We start from the raw sequence: 17,412 nt of genomic DNA, 5'->3' as shown, positions 1-17,412 counted from the left end.
TAGACGAAAGCGTTTGGCACTTGACAGAATATGCATGCAGGCCATGCATCAGCGCATGACAAGCACTGATCTTCCCCATTATCTCGGTTCTCTCGACTGGGACCTGATCCGCGCCTTCACGGCCGTGATGCAGACCGGCAATCTCACCCGCGCCGCCGGCCTGCTCAGGACGACCCAGCCGACCGTCGGTCGTCAGATCAGGCGGCTGGAAGCCATCGTTGGCGAGGTGCTCTTCGACCGGACCGCCAGCGGCCTTCGCCCCACCGCGCAGGCAGCGGCACTGTTCGAGCGGGCGGAGGCTCTCGATCGGGCGGTGACACAGTTCATGACGTCGCTGAGCGCCACTCCGGCCGGCGTCAGCGGCACGGTGCGGATCACGGCAAGCCAGATCCTCGGCATCCATGTCCTGCCGGTCATCATCGCGCCGCTGCTGGCGACTCATCCGGATCTGGAGATCGAGCTTCTCGTCAGCGACGTGGTCGACAACCTTTTGCGCCGGGACGCCGATATTGCCGTGCGCTTCGCCCCGCCCGATCAGCCGGACCTGATCACGCGCCGCCTCGGCGCGGTCTCTCTCGGGCTTTATGCCAGCCGCGCCTATCTGGAGCGCACTGGACGCGGTGTTCCGCTCGTCCCCGCCGACCTTCTCGGTCACCGCGCCATCGGCGAGGAAGAGGGCAGCCGCGCGGTCGCTTTCGGCCGGCAGTATCAGGTGCCGCTGCGCAAATCCGATGTCGGGTTCCGCTCCGCCTCGCTGCCGGCGCAGAGCGCCGCAATTCGCGCCGGCATCGGCATCGGACCCATGCTGGTTCATCTCGCGCAGCGGGATGAGACCCTCGTGCGGATCCTGCCGGACATCACCGTCGCGACCCTGCCGCTCTGGCTCGTCGCCCACGATGATCTTCCCCGCAGCGCCCGCCTGCGCGCCGTTTTCGATCATCTCGCCGCCGCGCTCAAACCCATCGTCGATTGATCCATCAGCGCGTGCCGATAAACGATCTTGCAAACATCAGACGATGAACTTATTCTTCAGGCTCGCCGACCGGAGCGCTCACTCCGGCCGGCGACGCTTAGATCAGAAAGTTGACCCGCACGGTGATGATCCAGCTCGTGCGGGTTTTCTGAATCCGAAGCGTGATGCTGATGGGAAAGAAGCCCATAGGCGCCACTCCTGGTGACCGACAAAGCCTTTGCCTGAGGTCGGGGCGGCTTATCCTCCCCGACGCGCCGGCTGGCACAGCGCATGCTGCTTCTGCCTGCCACCATGCGACCGTAAATGCGAAACATCTAAAATAAAAGTGTTGACTGATCGTAGGCGTGGAAGATCGTCTCGGTAACACCGCGATCCTTCGTGTTTGCCGCTCTTGTTAATTTAGAGAATAGGAATGCGCTGTCTTGTCTCGTGGCTTTGGATCGGCTAGTCTGCACGAGCAGCGGCCGGAGGGGCTACTCCGGCCGCCGACGCTTAGATGAAGAATGTGACCCGCACGGTGGCAACCCAGCCCGTGCGGGTTTTCTTCACCTGAAGCGTGATGCTGATGGGAAAGAAACCCATTGGCGCCACTCCTGGTGACCGGCAAAGCCTTTGCCTGAGGTCGGGGCGGCTTATCCTCCCCGACGCGCCGGCTGGCACAGCGCATGCTGCTTCTGACGATCACGCCGAGAGTCTATCGTAAATTCCTAATAAAAGGAAACGCTGGTGTCAGTCCCGCACGAGCGTGGCGACGGCTTCGACATGGCTGGACCAGAGAAACTGGTCGATCGGCGTGACCGAGGTGACGCGGTAGCCGCCCTTGATGAGGACGGAAAGATCGCGTGCGAGCGTGACCGGGTTGCAGGAGACGGCGGCAATGATCGGCACGGCGGAGCGGGCAAGGTCCTCGCACTGTGCCTCGGCACCGGCGCGGGGCGGATCGAAGACGACGGCATCGAAGGCCTTGAGCTCGGAGACCATCAGGGGGCGTCGGAAAAGGTCGCGCTTCTCCACCGTCACCGGCTTCAGGCCCTGCATGGCCCGTGCTGCGCTGTCGAGCGCCTGCAAAGCCTTCGCGTCGCCTTCCACGGCGTGCACGCGCGCCTGGCGGGCAATCCGCAGGGAAAAGGTGCCGGAGCCGGCGAAGAGATCGGCCACGCGCTTGGCCTTGCCGAGATGGGCAAGAACGAGATCCGCCATTGCCGCTTCGGCAATCCGGCTTGCCTGGGCAAAGCCGCCCGGCGGCGGCGAAACCGCCACGCCGCCGAAATCGAGGACGGGGCGAACCGGCTCGACCAGGATTTCGCCGGCGACGGCGAGCCGGGCGAGCCCGGGGACGCCGAGCACCGTATCGACCACATGCCGCCGATGGCGGTCGGACAGGGGTTTCAGCCCATCGACCGAAAGATCGAGACCGACCGCCGTTTCCAGAATGGTGATACGAAAGGGGTCGGCATCGCTCGACAGCGCCGCCGCAATGCGTCGGATCGCGTTCAGCCTCGACACGATGCCGGGGCTGGCGATCGGACATTCGACGACCGAGACGATGTGGTGGCTCTCCGCCTGGTTATAGCCGAGCAGCATCGCCTTCTCGGTGCGTCGCGCCGTCATGGTCACCCGCCGGCGTTCGCCGGGCCGGGCCAGGACCAGGGGCGCGACCTCCGTCTCGATGCCGCGCTGCGCCAGCGCATCCACGACCAGTTGCCGCTTGAACCCATGATAGAGCGCATCGCCTGCATGCTGCAGGCTGCAGCCGCCGCAGGTGCCGTTTTCGCCGTGCGGACCGAAATGGCGGCAGGGCGGCTCGACCCGGTCCGGCGAGGTTTCGAGCAGCGCCATCACTGTGCCACGCTGTTTGGTCACCGCGAGGCTCGCCAGCTCGCCAGGCAGCGTGAACGGCACATAGACCCGACCTTCGGGCGTTGCGACCATGCCGTCGCCCTGCGGCGCCAGGCGGTCGATCCGCAGCGTTTCGGCGCTCATTCGGCGTCCTCGTCGATCTCGGGTTTGCGGCCGGCGAGGAGGAACTCGACATTGCCGTCGCCGCCGGCAATCGGGGAGGGGATGAGGCCGAGACTTTTCCAGCCCATGTCCTCTGTCAGCCAGATCTCAAGGCTGCGCGCCACGTCGGGCGCAGTCTCCGGCGCCTTCAAAAGACCGGCCTTGCTGATCGCCTCGCGGCCCGCCTCGAATTGCGGCTTGACCAGCAGCAGGCAGTGAGCGCCCGGCTCCGCCATTTCCAGCGCCGGTGGCAGGGCCAGCCGCAGAGAAATGAAGGAGACATCGGAGACGATCATGCCGATCGACCGGCCATCGAGCTGGTCTTCCTCCAGCGCACGGGCATTGACGCCTTCGAGGCTCGTCACACGCGGATCGGCCTCCAGGCGCGGGTGGAACTGGCCGTGGCCGACATCGATGGCGATCACATGGGCAGCACCGGCTTCCAGCAGCACCTCGGTAAAGCCGCCGGTCGAGGCACCGATGTCGAGACAATCCAGCCCCTCGGCGGACAGGCCGAAATGGTCGAGCCCGGCGCGGAGCTTCAGCGCCGCACGGGACACATAGGGCTGGGCGGGATCGTCGATCTCGATACGTGCATCTTCCGCGACGCTGGCGCTTGGCTTGGTGACCACGCGGCCGTCGATCGTGACCGTGCCGCGCTGAATGGCGTCGCGCGCGCGGGCGCGGCTGGCGACGAGGCCTTTCATCAACAGCAGCTGATCGAGGCGAAGGGAAGTCTTGGTGTCCTGGCTCATGGGCTCCTCTTCGCGCGCACATGCCCGGCTGGCAAGCCTTTCCGCCATCTTGCCGCGGGAAAACGCGCCAAAAAACGGCAAATGCATCAAATTGTAGGGATGCCGTCAGCCGGCTTCTCATGCTTATCCGCTAGTCTGCCTCGCCAAGGGGAAGCCTGTTCGCGTCTGGTCGCCGCACAGACGCGAAAGAGAAAGGGCATGGGGCCGTGATGAAGGCACGACGTGAGAACCGGATCGATCTGTTGCGGGGCCTCTGCCTTCTGCTCATCTTCATCGGCAATGCCGAGTACAGCTTTTCCGAAAGCTTCCGCAACGCGCGCGGCTTTTCCGATGCGTCGGAGATCTTCGTCGTGCTGGCCGGCATTTCCGCAGTGCTTGCCTATGTCAGGCGGGGCGAGGGGCCAAGCTTCCTGCGTCCATGGCGGCGGGCGGGACGGCTCTACAGCGTCCATATGCTGCTGTTCGCCTGCAAGGCGCTGGCGGCAGGCGCGCTGATCGCGCTCTCGTCGCCCTATGCGCTGCCGCTGGATATGGATGGGTTCTGGGCCGATCCGCTCGGCCATCTGCCCGGCGTACTTACGCTGTCCTATCTGCCCTACAATCTCGATATCCTGCCCATGTACATGGTGCTGCTGCTCGTCGCACCCTTTGCCATGTGGCTTGCCATGCGATCTCCTTCCGCGCTGGCCGTGGCGTCGACCGCGCTCTGGCTGATGGCCGGGGTCGGGCATCTCAACCTGCCGAACAGCGCCAATGCGCTCGGCGTGTGGTTCTTCGATCCGATCTCCTGGCAGGTGCTGCTGGTCATCGGCATCGTGCTCGGCCTGCGCATGAAGGAGGGCAGGACGATGCTGCCCTATCACCCGATCGCCTTCTGGGCGGCGGCGCTCTTTTGTATCGTCGCCGTGCCCTTCGCCTATCTCGCCTATTTCGAGATGATCGAGACACCCTTCGGCGCGCATTATCATCAGGTCGTGTCGAAGACGAATGTCGGCCCGCTGCGGCTGATCAATGTCGCGGCGCTCCTCTATGTGGCCTGGAACCTCTCCTGGGTGGAAAAAGCAGCCGATTCGCCCGCCTTCGCGCTGCTGCGGGATGCGGGCCGGCACAGCCTGGCGGTCTTTGCGACCGGGATCGCGCTGTCCAATCTCTGCGCCGCGGTGATGAAGGTTCACCCGGACCTGCCGCTTGCGCCGCAGATCCTGTCGATGATCGTCGGCTGCGGGCTGCTTCTCGCTCTCGCCCGGATCCTGGAAAACAGGCGCAAATCCACAAGCGACCGCAAGAGCCTTGAAGGCTCCGCCGGCATCGTCGCTGCTTGAGAGGTCCTGCTCGTCCGCTCGTCAGAGGTCCGCGATGCGGCTGCCCCGCCCGTTCAGCCGGTCCTGACCAAGCGCCTTGAAGACGGTGGAGACGATGCCGGCCCGGTCGAGACCGGAGCGGGCATACATGACCTCCTGCTTGGCCTGTTCCATCCACACATCCGGCAAAACCAGCGGGCGCACCTTCAGGCCGGTGTCGAGCAGACCTTCGAGCGCGAGGAACTGCAGCACGTGGCTGGCAAAGCCGCCGACGGCGCCTTCCTCGATGGTGATCAGCACCTCGTGATGGCGCGCGAGCTGGCGGATCAGGTCATGATCCAGCGGCTTGGCGAAGCGGGCGTCCGCGACGGTCGTGGACAGTCCGGCCGCATCGAGATCTTCCGCTGCGAGCAGACAGTCGGCGAGGCGGGTCCCGAAGGAGAGCAGGGCCACCTTGCTGCCCTGCTTCACCACGCGGCCCTTGCCGATTTCCAGAATCTTGCCGCGCACCGGCATGTCGACGCCAACACCTTCGCCGCGGGGGTAGCGGAAGGAGATCGGGCCTTCATCGAAGGCCGCCGATGTTGCCACCATATGCTTGAGTTCCGCCTCGTCGGCCGCGGCCATCACCACGAAACCGGGAAGCGTCGCCAGATAGGTCGTGTCGAACGAGCCGGCATGGGTCGGCCCATCGGCGCCGACGAAGCCGGCGCGGTCAATGGGAAAGCGCACCGGCAGGCCCTGGATCGCCACGTCGTGCACCACCTGGTCATAGGCGCGCTGCAGGAAGGTCGAATAGATCGCCGCGAACGGCTTCAGCCCTTCCGTTGCAAGTCCCGCCGCAAAGGTCACCGCATGCTGTTCGGCAATGCCGACATCGAAGCAGCGCGACGGGTGGGCGAGCGCGAATTTGTCGAGCCCGGTGCCGGAGGGCATGGCTGCGGTCACCGCGACGATCTTGTCATCGTGATCGGCTTCCTGGACCAACGCCTCGGCGAAGACGGCGGTGTAGGAGGGGGCGTTGGGCTTGGCCTTGGCCTGGGCGCCGGTAATCACGTCGAAGGTGTTGACGCCGTGATACTTGTCGGCTGCGGCTTCGGCCGGGGCGTAGCCCTTGCCCTTCTGGGTCACGACATGGATCAGCACGGGACCATGGGCATTGTCGCGCACATTGCGCAGCACGGGAAGAAGATGCTCGAAGGAGTGCCCGTCGATCGGCCCGATATGGTAGAAGCCCAGTTCCTCGAACAGGGTGCCGCCGGTCATATAGCCGCGGGCATGCTCGACGGCGCGGGTAATCGCCCGGTCCACCGACTTGCCCAGATAGGCCGTCAGCTTCTTGCCGATTTCGCGGAAGCCCATATAGGTCCGGCCCGAGGCAAGACGGGCAAGATAGGCGCTCATCGCGCCGGTGGGCGGCGCGATCGACATGTCGTTGTCGTTGAGAATGACGATCAGGCGGGCATCCAGCGCGCCGGCATTGTTCAGCGCCTCGAAGGCCATGCCGGCCGACATGGCGCCATCGCCGATCACCGCGATCACGTTGCGCTTCTCGCCGATCATCTCCGAGGCGACCGCCATGCCGAGGCCGGCGGAGATCGAGGTGGAGGAATGGGCGGCGCCGAAGGGATCGTAGGGGCTTTCGGCACGGCGGGTGAAGCCCGACAGGCCATCCTGCTGGCGCAGGGTGCGGATGCGGTCGCGCCGGCCGGTCAGGATCTTGTGCGGATAGCACTGATGGCCGACATCGAAGATCAGCCGGTCGTTCGGCGTTTCGAACACCTTGTGGATGGCGATGGTGAGCTCGACCACGCCGAGGCCGGCACCAAGATGCCCCCCGGTGCGCGAGACCGCGTCGATCATCTCCGAGCGCAGCTCCGCCGCCAGCTGCGGCAGGTCCTTGTCGTCGATCGCCTTCAGGTCGCTCGGCAGGTGCACCCTGTCGAGAAGCGGCGTCGACGGCGGAGATGTCGGATGGGTCACGCTCAGTCCTCTTTCGGCGGCGCGCTCCTGCGCCTCCCTCGTCATTCCTGTTTCAGACTCGCGTCCTGCCAGCAATCCCGCAGTGATTGCAAATTGCGGCGCAGCTACGGCGGGCGCTCAAGCCGTTCAATCTAGCCGATCGCACGCCGCCCGCCTAGGGGCGTCGATGGCGCAGCTCAGCCGGCTGCCGTGCCGAGACGGCGCATCAGGCCGACGGTCAGCGCCCACAGCACCAGGCCGATCGCCACCAGACATCCGCCGATGACATATTGCACCGGATCGCGGCCCGTCCACGGACCGGCCAGAAAGGCGCAGGTGATGGCGCCGAAGATCGGGAGAACGGTCGGCGTGCGGAAATGCTTGTGCGAGACCGGATCGCGCCGCAGCACCAGCACTGCAATGTTGACCACGCAGAAGACGCAGAGCAGCAGAAGCGCCGTGGTGCCGCCAAGTTGCGGCACGCCGCCTGCAAAAACCAATAGGCCGATGGCGAGCAGGGTGGTGAAGACGATCGCCACATAGGGCGTGCGCCGGGTCGGATGCACCTTGCCGAGCAGGTCGGGGATCACCTTCTCCCGCGCCATGCCATAGATCAGCCGGCTCGCCATCATCATGTTGATCAGCGCGGAATTGGCGACGGCGAGCATGGTGATGACGCCGAAGATGCTGACCGGAAACCAGGGGGCGCCGGTTTCCACCACCTTGAGAAGCGGCGTCTCGCCCTCGCTCAGCTGATCGGCCGGAACCAGCGTGATCGCGGCGATCGAGACGAGGACATAGATGACGCCGGTGATGCAGAGACCGGCCAGCAGCACCTTCGGAAAGATCCGGCTCGGATTCTTGCACTCCTCGGCCATGTTTACCGAATCCTCGAAACCAACCATCGCGAAGAAGGCGAGTGTCGTGGCGGCCACGACCGACCAGAAGACGCCGCTTTCCCCCTCCGGTGTAAAGACGAAGGCACGGTTGATGTCGCCCTGGCCATTGCCGAGCGCATAGAAGCCGATGCCAATGATGATCAGCAACCCGCTGAGTTCGATCAGCGTCAGCCCGACATTCAGCTTCACGCTTTCCCCGACGCCGCGGAAATTGATCGCCGCGACCAGCGCCAGGAATGCGACCGCGACCAGCACCACGATGCCATCTGCCGCCTCGAGGCCGAGCGAGGCCATGAAATTGGCGGAGAAGGCCCGCGAGGCGGTCGCCGCTGACGTGATGCCGGAGGACATGACCGCGAAGGCAACCAAGAAGGTGAGGAAATGCACGCCGAAGGCCTTGTGCGTGTAGAGTGCCGCGCCCGCCGCACGCGGATATTTCGTCACCAGTTCGAGATAGCTGAAGGCGGTGAGCAGCGCGACGAGAAAGGCGACCAGAAAAGGCACCCAGACGATGCCGCCGACCTTGCCCGCCACCTGCCCGGTCAGGGCATAGATGCCGGTGCCCAGAATATCGCCGATAATGAAGAGCAGCAGCAGCCCGGGACCCATGACCTGCTTGAGCTCGGTCCCGCCCGCTTCCGTCGCCTCGCTGCGCAAGCCCGGTCCATCCAGCCTCTCAGCCATCCTCATCCTCCCCGTGTGGTTCGTCAACCATAACTAGTGGCAGGGAAAGGGAAGGGAAGAGATGAGGTGGGGGACGAGGCGGCGAATAGCCATCTTGCCCTGGATGCAGCATTGTTCGTCAAAGGTGCCACTAGAGCGGCGCTACCGTTGATTGGAGCAGCGAGAGACTGCGACGAAATCAGACTTCAGCGATAGTGCTTGATGAGCCCTGCGCTCAAGGCAGCTGAAATGATTTCTGATGCTGGAACCGTAATGAAAGCTTTCAAACTCGCGTCCTTGCCAGCAGCACTCATCCACGCATGGACCATGTAATATCCCAGTGTATAGCCCGTCCAGCGATGCAGCGAGCCGCTGCCGTAGAACCACTCCGCATGTTCATAGTCTGTCGATGAGAGATCGTTGAGATCGACCGGCAATTTCAACAAATCCTCTTCTTCAAGCGCTCTCTCCCACGGCTCGGGAGCCGTACCGAGCAGTTTGCCCACGAACTGTCCCGCCAGCCCCTCGCTGACCAAGGCCTCGCCCAGAGTGTGACCGTATCCCGGGCTCACCCAGCGCATGGCGTGGTGTACTTCATGGAGGATCTGCCTGCACAGCGCGCCATCCTCCAGGCTCGAAACAAAGTTCGGGTTGTCGGGGTCGAGACTCATCGCCACCAACGTCTCGCGATGGGTATAGCCGACGATCCCCATTTCTGGGATCGTCTCCCCTGGGCGCCGCTCGATGATAATGTCAAGGCGCGGCGGCATGAGCAATTCGGAGAGTTTTTGGTACGCTGTCTCGAAACTGGATAGGATCTCGCTGCGGAAGTTTCCGAGATCCCCTGAGGCACTTAACCAATGAAGCGTCCACTGATCCATTCGAACAAAACCTGTCGGGGAGAGTTGCCCAACTCTGCGAGTAACGAACGAGCGCAACTTGGAATGCTCTGAAATTCAAAAGGCAGAAACGCGATCGCGCTCAATTTCGGCGCGCAGCCGATCCTTCTTGATCGGCTCTGCGGTAATGTGAGCCGGCCTGTCGGTGAAGGACTCGATCGTCGTGCGCAGCGTCTCCAACGCCCCGAAATAGCCGAGCCCCTGGAATTCGGGGTCTTTGGACAATGTCACGAGGATGTCGAGATCGGACTCCGGCGTTTCCTCCCCGCGGGCGACGGAGCCGAACAGGGAGACGTGCACCGCACCGGCTTCTTCTAGCACGGCGCGGTTGCGGCGCAGCATCTCGATGACGTCGTCTCTGGTCATGAGCGACAGTCTACAAGATACAGCTAATGCTGTCGAGCCTTCAGGCGGGGTCGAGCGGTTCGACGCCTTGGGGCTTGCCGGCGCGGTCGAGGCGGATCTTTTCGATCCGGTTTTCGGCGGCATTGAGAAGCGCCTCGCAGTGCTTCTTCAGCGCTTCGCCGCGCTCGTAGATCTCGATCGATCGGTCGAGCGGAACGTCGCCTCGTTCCAGCCGCGTCACGATCGATTCAAGTTCCTCGACGGCCTTCTCGAAGGAGAGCGACTGGACATCGGTCTCGGCGCGTGTCGTCTCTGTCGCCATGCTCATCCCCTCATCAGGCGCTGGATATGAAGCCCGGCCGACTCGGCAAGGCCCACAAGGTCATAGCCGCCCTCGAGCAGGCTGACCACCCGGTTGGCGCTGTAGCGGCCGGCGACGTCCAGCAGCTTGCCGGTGGCCCAGTCGAAATCCTCGCCCGTCAGGTTGATCTGGGCCAGCGGATCGCGGTGGTGGGCGTCGAAGCCGGCGGAGATGATGACGAGATCCGGCCGGAAGTTCTCCAGCGCCGGCAGGACGCGGCTCTTGAAGGCCTCGCGGAAATGCTCGCTGCCGGTATCGGGCGAGAGCGGGGCGTTGACGATCGTGCCGTGGCGGCCGTCCTCGTCCTTGGCGCCCGTGCCGGGGTAGAGGGGCATCTGGTGGGTCGAGCAGAACAGCACCGAGGCGTCGTCCCAGAAAATGTCCTGGGTGCCATTGCCGTGGTGCACGTCCCAATCGACGATCGCCACCCGTTCGACGCCGTGGATGCGCTGGGCATGGCGGGCAGCAATGGCCGCATTGTTGAAGAAGCAGAAGCCCATGGCCTTCGTCTTCTCGGCATGGTGGCCGGGCGGGCGGGAGGCGACGAAGACATTGTCCGCCTCGCCGGCAAAGACCGCGTCGACAGCCGCCACGGCGCCGCCGATCCCGGTCAGCGCGGCCTGCAGGCTGGCGGGGCTCGCATGCGTGTCCGCCTCGAAGGAGTTGATGCCCTCTTCGGGAATCACCGCCATCACGGCGCGCAGATGCTCCTCCGGATGGGCGAGCAGGACGAGGTCCTCATTGCCCTGCGGCGCCTTCAGCCGCTTCAGCGGCGCGAAGCGCTCGTGTTCGAGCGCAAGGTTGAGCGCCCGCAGCCGGTCCGGCCGTTCGGGGTGGCCCTCCGGCACCTGGTGCTCGAGAAAGATCGGGTTTTCATAGAGGATCGTGGTCATGCGGCTGATCTAACGCGGTTGCCGGTCCCGTCCAGCCTTGTCACGCCCGCTGCGGCAGCAGCGGATAGCCGACCATGACGGCGCGGGCGGCAAGCGTCGCGACCACAGCCTTGACGAGATCGCCGGGGATGAAGGCGAGCGAGCCGAGCGCCGCCTTTTCGAGGCCCATGCCGGTCGAGAAGGCCAGCCAGACGATGCCGAACAGATAGACGAGGCCGATGCCCCCGGCGATCGAGGCCAGGAAGAAGCCGAGCATCTGCCGGGGTGCCGTCTGGCTTTCGCGCACCAGCGTCTCGGCCAGCAGCCCGGTCAGGAAGGTGCCGACCACCCAGCCGGCGATGAAGCCGGCCGTCGGGCCGACGAGCACGGCCAGGCCGCCGCGGCCGCCGGAGAGCACGGGAAGCCCGACAGCCACCAGCAGGATCAGAAGCAGATAGGCGAGCGCGCCGCGCTTGGCGCCGATGATGCAGCCCGCCAGCATGACGCCCATCGATTGCGCCGTGATCGGCACCGGAATGAATCCGAGCGAAATCGGCGGCAGCACACCGAGCGCCACGATGATGGCGGTAAAGAGGGCAATCAACGTCAGATCACGGGTCGACATGGCGGGGCTCCGAAACGAAGATGAGCAGATGCGCGATTACTGGCGGCGCAGCGCGCGCGCGTCAATGGCAAGCGCGACCATATCCGCATCTTTGAGCGTCAGGATGATCAGCGGCACGATCAGCGTCGAAAACCCGGGCTTCAGCCCGCGCGCCCGATGAGCCTCGCGGATCTGAGAGGCGCGGGTGAGGATGTCCGGCACGAAACGCAGGACCAGGCCGAAGGCAAGCGCCACATCGCGCGCCTTCAGAAGGCCGATCCGCTCCAGCGGGGTCAGCAGGCGCAGGATCTCGTCCATGAAATCGCCGAGCTCGGTCGAGGCCGTCACCAGCGTGGCGAGAACCACGAGCGTGAGGAAGCGCAGCGCCGAGACGACCCCCGCCTCGATGCCCTCGAATGCCGCGGTGAAGGCGGCAACGAGCAGAATGGAGACGACCAGCCAGCCGAGCCGCGCAAGAAGATCACGCCAGGACAGGCGCAGGCTCGCCAGCAGCGCGACTGCGACGAGGAGGCAGGCCGCAAGGAAGATCGGAGAGGGAAACAGAAACAGGAGCAGGCTGCCGAGAAACAGCCCGGCAAGCTTCAGCCGGATCGAGACCCGGTGCAGCGGCGTCCGGCCTTCGACATAGAGGCTCTTCATGACAGCGCGATCCGCTCGTAGCGGCGGACCGTCTCCTCCACCCCGCCATCCGCCACCAGCCGCCCCTCATGGAAGAGCAGGACCCGCTCGAAGCCGTCGAGCAAGGCGAGGTCGTGGGTGATGGCGATGACCGTTTCCGGCAGGCTGGCGATCGCTTGCACGACGCGGGCGCGGTTGCGCAGGTCGAGCTGGTTGGTCGGCTCGTCGAGGATCAGAAGATCCGGCGCGCCGACGAGCACGCTCGCCATGGCGACAAGCTGGGTTTGCCCACCGGACAACGAGTGCGCCCTTCGGCGCGCGAGGTCTGAAATGTCGAAACGGGCGAGAATGGCGGACACGGCGGTGGTAATCTCGCCTTTCGACAGGCCGCGGCTCTTCAGCGTCAAAGCGATATCGTCCTCGACGATCGGCAGGATGATCTGGTTCTGGGGCGACTGGAAGATGAAGCCGGCCTTGGCAAGCACGGCCTTCTCGTCCTTGACCGTGTCCAGCCCGTCGATGGTGACCGTGCCGCTGCTCGGCTTGACGAGTCCGTTGATCGCTCGCGCAAAGCTGGTCTTGCCGGAGCCGTTGAGGCCGATGATGCCGATCCGCCGTTCTGTCAAACGGAGCGACAGGGGGTGAAGCGCGACCGTCTCGCCATAGCGGATGCTGCAATCGGTAAAGCGAATGTCCAAGCGTCTCGGTCCCGGCGATCTGGCTGGGCGCTGTTTAAGCCCATTTGCCCGAAAGGCAACAGAGGTGACTGCCCGATTGATTCCGCGCCAGAACAAAGCATGATCGGACCCATGACGATTCTCCTTACCAATCCCGTTGCCCGCCGCGTCTTCCTCGATCGTTCCGGGCTCAGCGATCCGCCTGGGCGGGCGCTCGACAAGGCGGGGCTGCTCGCGCTCATCACGCGGCTTGGCTTCGTGCAGGTGGACAGCATCGCCACGGTGGAGCGGGCCCACCAGATGATCCTGTTTTCCCGCAACCAGACCTATCGGCCGGACCAGCTGCGCCAGCTTCTCGAAGAGGACGGCGCGCTGTTCGAGCACTGGACCCATGATGCCTCGATCATCCCGGCCGCCTTCTTCCGCTATTGGAAGCACCGCTTCGTGGAGGAGGAGCAATCGATCCTCGCCCGCTGGAGGACCTGGCAGGGCGAGGCGTTCGAGGCGAGCTTTGCCGACACCCTGGCTCACATCACGGCCAAGGGCCCGGTTCTGGCGCGCGATTTCAAACATGAAGGCCGCACGTCCGGCGGCTGGTGGAACTGGCATCCGTCGAAGACGGCGCTCGAATATTTCTGGCGCACTGGCCGTTTGGCGATCGCCCGGCGCGAGGCCTTCCAGAAGGTCTATGACCTGACAGAGCGGGTGGTGCCGGACGTGCACCGGCTGCCCGAGGTGGACCGCGAGGGCTTCGTCGACTGGTGCTGCCGGGCCGCGCTCGAGCGGCTGGGCTTTGCCACCCACGGCGAAATCGCGGCCTTCTTCAAGCTCGTCTCGCCCGAGACCGCGCGGGACTGGGTGCAGGCGCATCAGGATGAATTGACGACCGTCGTCATCGAGCCCGCCGATGGCAGCCGGCCCCGGGCATCCCACGCGCTGTCCGGTTTTCCAGAAACGCTCGCAACGCTGAAGGAGCCGCCGGCGCGGCTCAGAGTGCTCAGCCCCTTCGATCCTCTGCTGCGCGACCGGGCACGCGCCGAGCGCCTGTTCAATTTCTCCTATCGAATCGAAATCTTCGTGCCCGAGCCGAAGCGCGAATACGGCTACTACGTTTTCCCGCTGCTGGAGGGCGACCGCCTGGTCGGCCGGATCGACATGAAGGCGAACCGCAAGAAGGGCACGCTCGAGGTCAAGCGGCTCTGGTGGGAGAAGGGCGTGCGGACGAGCGCCGGGCGGATGGAGCGCCTGGAGGCGGAACTGGCCCGGATCGCCCGCTTTGCGGGGGTGGGGGAGGTGGTCTGGCTGGAGGGAGCGAGGGGTTGAGCAGTACTTTTATTTCAGGCTTTTCTGTTCTAGAGTCGTATCATTATGGTGTGCCCGCCGCCCCCAACCTTCTGGAACCGCGATGAAGCCGTCCGTTGCCGTTGAAAAGCACCGTGAAGCCGTCCACGCTCTGGTACGGCGTTTCAACCTGTCCAATCCGAGGATCGTCGGTGCCGTTGGCGAAGTGGAGGGCAACGAGATCGAGCTTCTCGTCGACGATCGCCCGGGCACCACCCTCTTCGACCTTGGCGGTCTTCAGATCGAACTGGAAGAATTGTTCGGAACGGAAGTGTCCGTACTCACGCCGGGGGATGTTCCGGAACATATGCGCACGAAGCTGTTGAAAGAAGCGCTTCCTTTATGAGTTCTTTGAACGCGGTTGCCCATCTCCGCATCATGCAGGAGGCCAGTCTTCAGGCGCTTGAATACTGCGCGCCACTCGATCGCTCCGAATTTTTTGCGGACAAGAAAACCTACCAGGCCGTTCTCTTCAACCTGATGCTTGTTGGCGAATCATCGGCGCGGATTCTGAAGATCGATCTGTCGTTCACCGAGCGCTTTCCCGAAATCCCCTGGCGGAACATGAAAGGCATGCGAAATCGTATCGCCCATGCTCACACTACGATCAATCTTGCAACGATCTGGGCGACAATCGAGCAGAGCATTCCAGCGCTTGTGGACACCCTGCCTGTTCTCATCGCTCAGGCCAGGAATTCGAATAGCCTATCATGAAGCCGAAGCGCCCCTGTCGATGATCTCGTCACGCCCACACGGCAAGTAAACGGCTGCGCCTACCGTTACCCCGAGATCCGTCCCGTCTGCCCGCGGTCGCGCAGATAGTGGTCGGCGAGGGTGCAGGCGAGCATGGCTTCGCCGATGGGGACGGCGCGAATGCCGACGCAGGGGTCGTGGCGTCCCTTGGTGCGCACATCGACCTCCTGGCCATCGGCATCGATCGAGCGCCGCTCGGTCAGAATGGAGGAGGTCGGCTTGATGGCGAAGCGCGCCACGATCGGCTGGCCGGTGGCAATACCGCCCAGGACGCCGCCGGCATGGTTGGAGAGAAAGACGGGCTTGCCATCAGGGCCGATGCGCATTTCGTCGGCATTCTCTTCGCCGGTGATGGCGGCTGCCTCGAAACCATTGCCGATCTCGACACCCTTGACCGCATTGATCGACATGAGATTGGCGGCGATGTCCTGATCGAGCTTGGCATAGACCGGCGCGCCGATGCCTGCCGGAACGCCCTCGGCCACGACTTCGATCACGGCACCCACCGAAGAGCCCGCCTTGCGGATCTCGTCTAGATAGGCCTCCCAGACCGGCACGATCTCAGGATCGGGGGCGAAGAAGGGGTTGTTGCCGACCTCGGCCCAGTCCCAGTTCGCCCGGTCGATCTTGTGCTTGCCGATCTGCACCAGCGCGGCCCGTACCGTCATTCCGGGCACCACGCGCCGGGCCAGCGCGCCGGCTGCCACCCGCGCCGCCGTTTCGCGCGCGGAGGACCGGCCGCCGCCGCGATAATCCCGGATGCCGTATTTGACATCATAGGTGTAGTCCGCATGTCCCGGGCGATAGCGCCGGGCAATCTCGCCATAGTCCTTGGAGCGCTGGTCGGTGTTTTCGATCATCAGCGAAATCGGCGTGCCGGTCGTCACCAGGCCGTCGCCCTCTGCCTCCGGCATCACGCCGGACAGCACCCGCACCAGATCCTCTTCCCGACGCTGCGTCACGAAGCGAGACTGGCCGGGCTTGCGCTTGTCGAGATCGGCCTGGATGTCGGCCACGGTGAACCGCAGGCCGGGCGGGCAGCCATCGATGACGCAGCCGAGCGCCGGCCCGTGGCTTTCGCCCCAGGTGGTGACGCGGAAGAGGTGACCGAACGTATTGTGCGACATGACGCCTCGCGAACCGGCGGCCCCGCCGCCCTTTATCCTGGCGCCCCTCTTAGAAAAAAACACCGCCATCCGAAAGCCCTGCCGCGCGGAATCGAAGGAGCTCCGACCCTCGGGGTACGGGGTGGGAAGGGCTGGAACGCGTAGGGCGGGGCGACAGGCTCTGTATCAAGAGGCAGACGAGCAGGATCAATGACTTGGTAAGTAATTTTAAACCTTTAGCGAAGCGTGAAAAAGGTTAACCAAGCGTCAACCACGTTGCGCGAAACTGGCGTTGCTCGGAAAAAGCCATCGACGCGGTGAATTTTTGCCACAATCTGGAACGACAACATGCCTCGTTCCGGCACAGCTCATTCCGCCATCCGAGAGGTTTAGACGATGCGTTTCTTGGTAGCGACACTGATGGCCACCGCCAGCTTCTTCTCCCCGCTTGCCGCCTTTGCGGAAAGCGCTGACGTCGAGGCAACCATCACCAGCGTCGATACAGAGCGTCTCAGCCTCTCGCTCGACGACGGGAAAAGCTACCAGGCCCCGGAGGAGTTCAACTTCGAAGGTCTGAAGGCCGGCGTGAAGGTCGTGGTCTTCTACACCGAGGTCGACGGCAAGCGCGTCATCAACGACCTCGAAGTTCTGCAGTAATCAGCCCGCGTCAAAGCCAGCCGATCGTCTCGCCCTCGATCTTCAGGATCCTGTCCTGCGGAATGGCCCCCATGGCGGCCTGTTCGGCGCTCATCGCGCCTTTCAGCTTGAAGAGGCTGCGGATCACCCCGCCATGGCTGACGCAAACAGTCGGGCGGTCGACCTCCTTGAGCCAGGAGCCGATGCGCCAGGAGAGGATTTCGTAGCTCTCGGCATCATTGCCCGGGGGGATGAAGTCCCACTTCGAGGCGTCGCGCTCGGCGATCTTGCCGGGAGCGATCTCTTCCAGCTCTTCCAGCGTGTAGCCTTCCCAATCGCCGAAGGAGACCTCCTTCAGCCGCTCGTCCGTGCGGTAGGCCGCGGGGTCGAGGCCCATGGCCGCGCGCAGCAGTTCCATGGTTTCGCGCGTGCGGCCGAGCGGGCTGGCGACGAAATCATAGCTCCCGGCGGTTTCGCCGAGCAGGGCGGCGAGCGCCGTGCCGTTGCCTCGCGCCTGGGCGCGGCCGGTCTCGTTCAGCGGAATATCCTTCTGGCCCTGCAGGCGGATCTCGGCATTCCAGTCCGTCTGGCCGTGGCGGATCACATAAAGGGTCAAGGCGAAGTC

19 protein-coding genes are annotated in these 17,412 nt (G+C 64.3%); 6 read left to right on the top strand and 13 right to left on the bottom strand.

Annotated features, from left to right (window positions below; translation table 11 throughout):
• Nucleotides 1–55: 55 nt before the first annotated feature.
• The gene (locus U8330_RS13330) at nt 56–973 is read left to right on the top strand and encodes a LysR family transcriptional regulator (protein WP_323105753.1); all 918 of its coding nucleotides are present in this window, start codon (nt 56–58) and stop codon (nt 971–973) included.
• A 729-nt stretch (nt 974–1,702) separates the two neighbouring features.
• Here U8330_RS13330 and U8330_RS13325 read toward each other — a convergent pair.
• Nucleotides 1,703–2,956 carry a class I SAM-dependent RNA methyltransferase gene (locus U8330_RS13325; RefSeq protein WP_323105752.1) on the bottom strand — a complete coding sequence of 418 codons (1,254 nt, stop codon included), beginning with the start codon at nt 2,954–2,956 and terminating at the stop codon, nt 1,703–1,705.
• Nucleotides 2,953–3,729, bottom strand: coding sequence for a TlyA family RNA methyltransferase (locus tag U8330_RS13320; protein WP_323105751.1), 777 nt, complete (start codon nt 3,727–3,729; stop codon nt 2,953–2,955). The genes U8330_RS13325 and U8330_RS13320 overlap by 4 nt, the downstream gene beginning before the upstream one ends.
• 209 nt (nt 3,730–3,938) lie before the next feature.
• On the opposite strand from U8330_RS13320, the gene U8330_RS13315 reads away from it, so the two are divergent.
• Nucleotides 3,939–5,051, top strand: a complete 1,113-nt coding sequence (locus U8330_RS13315) for an OpgC family protein (RefSeq protein ID WP_323105750.1) — start codon at nt 3,939–3,941, stop codon at nt 5,049–5,051.
• 21 nt (nt 5,052–5,072) lie between these two features.
• On the opposite strand, the gene dxs is transcribed toward U8330_RS13315, so the two are convergent.
• From dxs to U8330_RS13270, 9 genes are all read right to left on the bottom strand, one after another.
• Nucleotides 5,073–7,058 carry a 1-deoxy-D-xylulose-5-phosphate synthase gene (dxs, locus tag U8330_RS13310; protein WP_323105749.1) on the bottom strand — a complete coding sequence of 662 codons (1,986 nt, stop codon included), beginning with the start codon at nt 7,056–7,058 and terminating at the stop codon, nt 5,073–5,075.
• A gap of 131 nt (nt 7,059–7,189) precedes the next feature.
• The gene (locus tag U8330_RS13305) at nt 7,190–8,575 is read right to left on the bottom strand and encodes an APC family permease (RefSeq protein ID WP_323105748.1); all 1,386 of its coding nucleotides are present in this window, start codon (nt 8,573–8,575) and stop codon (nt 7,190–7,192) included.
• A gap of 185 nt (nt 8,576–8,760) precedes the next feature.
• Entirely contained in the window at nt 8,761–9,435 is a 675-nt protein-coding gene (locus U8330_RS13300; RefSeq protein WP_323105747.1) for a DUF2268 domain-containing putative Zn-dependent protease, read from the bottom strand.
• Nucleotides 9,436–9,510: 75 nt separating this feature from the next.
• Nucleotides 9,511–9,819, bottom strand: coding sequence for a nucleotidyltransferase family protein (locus U8330_RS13295; RefSeq protein ID WP_323105746.1), 309 nt, complete (start codon nt 9,817–9,819; stop codon nt 9,511–9,513).
• A gap of 40 nt (nt 9,820–9,859) precedes the next feature.
• A complete protein-coding gene (locus U8330_RS13290; protein ID WP_323105745.1) occupies nt 9,860–10,120 on the bottom strand; it encodes an exodeoxyribonuclease VII small subunit in 261 nt (86 codons plus the stop codon).
• A 2-nt stretch (nt 10,121–10,122) separates the two neighbouring features.
• On the bottom strand, nt 10,123–11,052 hold the full coding sequence (locus tag U8330_RS13285) for a histone deacetylase family protein (protein ID WP_323105744.1): 930 nt from the start codon (nt 11,050–11,052) through the stop codon (nt 10,123–10,125).
• Nucleotides 11,053–11,092: 40 nt separating this feature from the next.
• Complete coding sequence (locus tag U8330_RS13280; RefSeq protein WP_323105743.1) at nt 11,093–11,656, bottom strand: biotin transporter BioY; 564 nt, start codon at nt 11,654–11,656, stop codon at nt 11,093–11,095.
• 36 nt (nt 11,657–11,692) lie between these two features.
• Nucleotides 11,693–12,295, bottom strand: coding sequence for an energy-coupling factor transporter transmembrane protein EcfT (locus U8330_RS13275; RefSeq protein ID WP_323105742.1), 603 nt, complete (start codon nt 12,293–12,295; stop codon nt 11,693–11,695).
• A complete protein-coding gene (locus U8330_RS13270) occupies nt 12,292–12,972 on the bottom strand; it encodes an ABC transporter ATP-binding protein (protein WP_323105741.1) in 681 nt (226 codons plus the stop codon). The genes U8330_RS13275 and U8330_RS13270 overlap by 4 nt, the downstream gene beginning before the upstream one ends.
• Before the next feature lie 111 nt (nt 12,973–13,083).
• Here U8330_RS13270 and U8330_RS13265 point away from each other — a divergent pair, with 111 nt between their 5' ends.
• The 3 genes from U8330_RS13265 to U8330_RS13255 all read left to right on the top strand — a co-directional run bounded on the left by U8330_RS13265 (nt 13,084) and on the right by U8330_RS13255 (nt 15,006).
• Nucleotides 13,084–14,274 carry a winged helix-turn-helix domain-containing protein gene (locus tag U8330_RS13265; protein WP_323105740.1) on the top strand — a complete coding sequence of 397 codons (1,191 nt, stop codon included), beginning with the start codon at nt 13,084–13,086 and terminating at the stop codon, nt 14,272–14,274.
• 82 nt (nt 14,275–14,356) lie between these two features.
• On the top strand, nt 14,357–14,638 hold the full coding sequence (locus tag U8330_RS13260; RefSeq protein WP_323105739.1) for a nucleotidyltransferase: 282 nt from the start codon (nt 14,357–14,359) through the stop codon (nt 14,636–14,638).
• Complete coding sequence (locus U8330_RS13255; RefSeq protein ID WP_323105738.1) at nt 14,635–15,006, top strand: DUF86 domain-containing protein; 372 nt, start codon at nt 14,635–14,637, stop codon at nt 15,004–15,006. Before U8330_RS13260 ends, U8330_RS13255 begins: the two co-directional genes overlap by 4 nt.
• A gap of 65 nt (nt 15,007–15,071) precedes the next feature.
• Here U8330_RS13255 and aroC read toward each other — a convergent pair whose 3' ends face one another.
• Entirely contained in the window at nt 15,072–16,172 is a 1,101-nt protein-coding gene (gene aroC / locus U8330_RS13250) for a chorismate synthase (RefSeq protein ID WP_323105737.1), read from the bottom strand.
• Between the two features lie 375 nt (nt 16,173–16,547).
• Here aroC and U8330_RS13245 point away from each other — a divergent pair, with 375 nt between their 5' ends.
• Nucleotides 16,548–16,808: a DUF1344 domain-containing protein gene (locus U8330_RS13245; protein WP_323105736.1), complete on the top strand. Its 261-nt coding sequence runs from the start codon at nt 16,548–16,550 to the stop codon at nt 16,806–16,808.
• Between the two features lie 10 nt (nt 16,809–16,818).
• Here the strand turns inward: U8330_RS13245 and U8330_RS13240 are convergent, their stop codons facing one another.
• The gene (locus tag U8330_RS13240) at nt 16,819–17,403 is read right to left on the bottom strand and encodes a histidine phosphatase family protein (protein ID WP_323105735.1); all 585 of its coding nucleotides are present in this window, start codon (nt 17,401–17,403) and stop codon (nt 16,819–16,821) included.
• Nucleotides 17,404–17,412: the final 9 nt, after the last annotated feature.

It is taken from the genome of Rhizobium sp. CC-YZS058, assembly GCF_034720595.1.
GTDB lineage: Bacteria > Pseudomonadota > Alphaproteobacteria > Rhizobiales > Rhizobiaceae > Ferranicluibacter.
The sequence above is the reverse complement of the archived record's forward strand: the minus strand, read 5'-3'. Positions and strand labels throughout refer to the sequence as shown.

Bases quoted from the DNA above. Each gene is read 5' to 3' on its own strand.
- U8330_RS13330 (WP_323105753.1), top strand. From the start codon at position 56: ATGACAAGCACTGATCTTCCCCATTATCTCGGTTCTCTCGACTGGGAC.
- U8330_RS13325 (WP_323105752.1), bottom strand. From the start codon at position 2,956: ATGAGCGCCGAAACGCTGCGGATCGACCGCCTGGCGCCGCAGGGCGAC.
- U8330_RS13320 (WP_323105751.1), bottom strand. From the start codon at position 3,729: ATGAGCCAGGACACCAAGACTTCCCTTCGCCTCGATCAGCTGCTGTTG.
- U8330_RS13315 (WP_323105750.1), top strand. From the start codon at position 3,939: ATGAAGGCACGACGTGAGAACCGGATCGATCTGTTGCGGGGCCTCTGC.
- dxs (WP_323105749.1), bottom strand. From the start codon at position 7,058: ATGACGAGGGAGGCGCAGGAGCGCGCCGCCGAAAGAGGACTGAGCGTG.
- U8330_RS13305 (WP_323105748.1), bottom strand. From the start codon at position 8,575: ATGGCTGAGAGGCTGGATGGACCGGGCTTGCGCAGCGAGGCGACGGAA.
- U8330_RS13300 (WP_323105747.1), bottom strand. From the start codon at position 9,435: ATGGATCAGTGGACGCTTCATTGGTTAAGTGCCTCAGGGGATCTCGGA.
- U8330_RS13295 (WP_323105746.1), bottom strand. From the start codon at position 9,819: ATGACCAGAGACGACGTCATCGAGATGCTGCGCCGCAACCGCGCCGTG.
- U8330_RS13290 (WP_323105745.1), bottom strand. From the start codon at position 10,120: ATGGCGACAGAGACGACACGCGCCGAGACCGATGTCCAGTCGCTCTCC.
- U8330_RS13285 (WP_323105744.1), bottom strand. From the start codon at position 11,052: ATGACCACGATCCTCTATGAAAACCCGATCTTTCTCGAGCACCAGGTG.
- U8330_RS13280 (WP_323105743.1), bottom strand. From the start codon at position 11,656: ATGTCGACCCGTGATCTGACGTTGATTGCCCTCTTTACCGCCATCATC.
- U8330_RS13275 (WP_323105742.1), bottom strand. From the start codon at position 12,295: ATGAAGAGCCTCTATGTCGAAGGCCGGACGCCGCTGCACCGGGTCTCG.
- U8330_RS13265 (WP_323105740.1), top strand. From the start codon at position 13,084: ATGACGATTCTCCTTACCAATCCCGTTGCCCGCCGCGTCTTCCTCGAT.
- U8330_RS13260 (WP_323105739.1), top strand. From the start codon at position 14,357: ATGAAGCCGTCCGTTGCCGTTGAAAAGCACCGTGAAGCCGTCCACGCT.
- U8330_RS13255 (WP_323105738.1), top strand. From the start codon at position 14,635: ATGAGTTCTTTGAACGCGGTTGCCCATCTCCGCATCATGCAGGAGGCC.
- aroC (WP_323105737.1), bottom strand. From the start codon at position 16,172: ATGTCGCACAATACGTTCGGTCACCTCTTCCGCGTCACCACCTGGGGC.
- U8330_RS13245 (WP_323105736.1), top strand. From the start codon at position 16,548: ATGCGTTTCTTGGTAGCGACACTGATGGCCACCGCCAGCTTCTTCTCC.